This window comes from Snodgrassella sp. CS2, from assembly GCF_050310315.1.
Lineage (GTDB): Bacteria > Pseudomonadota > Gammaproteobacteria > Burkholderiales > Neisseriaceae > Snodgrassella > Snodgrassella alvi_E.
On sequence record NZ_JBNPBA010000029.1, the window covers coordinates 1 to 1,610 of the forward strand.

3 protein-coding genes are annotated in these 1,610 nt (G+C 36.2%); all 3 read right to left on the reverse strand.

Annotated elements, in window-relative coordinates; translation table 11 throughout:
- Positions 1 to 449 (reverse strand): hypothetical protein (locus tag ACQP6D_RS11160; RefSeq protein ID WP_427858262.1); only part of this gene is annotated, 449 nt, incomplete at its 3' end.
- A 228-nt stretch (positions 450 to 677) separates the two neighbouring features.
- Positions 678 to 1,097: a hypothetical protein gene (locus ACQP6D_RS11165; protein WP_367429136.1), complete on the reverse strand. Its 420-nt coding sequence runs from the start codon at positions 1,095 to 1,097 to the stop codon at positions 678 to 680.
- On the reverse strand, positions 1,067 to 1,610 hold a 544-nt coding region (locus ACQP6D_RS11170; RefSeq protein WP_427858263.1), incomplete at its 5' end, for a hypothetical protein. The genes ACQP6D_RS11170 and ACQP6D_RS11165, both read right to left, overlap by 31 nt.

A 1,610-nucleotide genomic window follows, 5' to 3' on the forward strand; every position in this document is an offset into this window, starting at 1 on the left:
TAGATTCCTGGATTTGAAATCATTATTACTGATTTGCCATCCATTATCTGGCGGTAATCATAAATCTCAGTGGCCGTACCCTCAAACGGTGCCCCTTGATTTTTTTCTTTGGTTATTTTGCTTGCATCTCCGGCAACCATGGCATCCTTAGCATTATTAATATCTTTACACTCGTACTGAGATGCTTCACCGTTGCAGGTAACTCTATATACTTGTCCGGCTGTGATGTGGCGAGCAGCATTTTTGGTGTAATCCGCATGCTGGGCAACGGTTTCTAATGCTCCGATACCGATGTTACCTGCCCATATCAGACCAAGAGCGGTATCTAGATAGGCAACGTTCTGTTCTATTTTACGCCCTTCCTGTTCTAACTGGATGCTCTTTTCGGTTCGTAAGCCTTCGTGTTGCAGCCGCTCCAGTTGCGCTTCTTCATATTTTTTGCGCGCCATTTGCAGTAGCTCTTTTTTCAAATCCTGCCGATTTTGGTCAAACTCCTGTGTGACTTCACGCTGTGTATCCAGCTCTTTCTGAACTTTGTCTTTGTCAAAGTTGTTGCTCAGGTAGCCGGCTTTATCCGCATAGTTGTCGTGCCATGCAGAGATTTAGAAAGCAATTAAAGATATCTGTATCATACTAAGATCTTTTTAATGTTAAACTTTTCATAACGTTTATGATTTTTAGAATAAATTGCTAAAGTCAACTTTTTTTAATTGAAGCTCATAAAGCAATTTATTTATAAACTCTTTGCTTGCTACAACTATTTTGTATAGTTCAATATCTGAATAGACTTTTTCCATCCATATACTACCAAACTGCCAATAGCCTGTAATTTCCTTCTTAAAGAATAAGATTGGCCCTTCTTCATAATCCATAGAGTAATATTCAAAATCACCCTGTTGATCACAAATCCAATCATTCAATTTCTTTGCCAATTCAAGTAGTAATATCCCATTCTCATCAAAAACTGGGATATTATCTATTAAAATAAATAAATTACCTTCAATTTTAGAAAAAAGCTGAGGATTTGATGAAACTTCACCGATAAATAAATCGGTATAATCAATATTTATTGAGAATTTACTGGGAATGCGTTCCATATTTTTCCATCATTTCCTATTATTATTCGGATACTTGTTTGACCTTTTGTACCAATTGGTTTATTCATATCAACTACAACTCTGAAAGAACCATCGACATTATTAGGTATAAATTTAGCATTAGGAGAGTTTAATGCCTCTTTAACTAAGTTTTGAATATCAGACACATTATTTGTATTAAATTGAGCACTTCTATTAGCTATAGTGCCAACCATATGCTTATCTTTTGGTGTCCATGTAGTTACATTATTTTTTGCTGCATCAAATGCAGTTTTAGAAGCATTATCTAAAGCCCCCCAATTATTATTTGGAATAATGGCCTCTTGCTTACCAGTAGTCGCCGTCGTTCCCTTTCCAGCATTCCCACCCACTCCTTTTCTAATTTTATCTTCCTTTATTAGATTAGCCACATTTTCAGTTTGCTTAACCATTTCTGCTACATTTCCTGCTTCTTTCGCTTTTTCATAGGCTTTTTGTGCAGTATGCATTTTTTTAGCTGCATCACCAACAAGT

Excerpts from the sequence above, each read along its gene's own strand:
- ACQP6D_RS11165 (WP_367429136.1), bottom strand. The coding sequence starts at position 1,097 with ATGGAACGCATTCCCAGTAAATTCTCAATAAATATTGATTATACCGAT.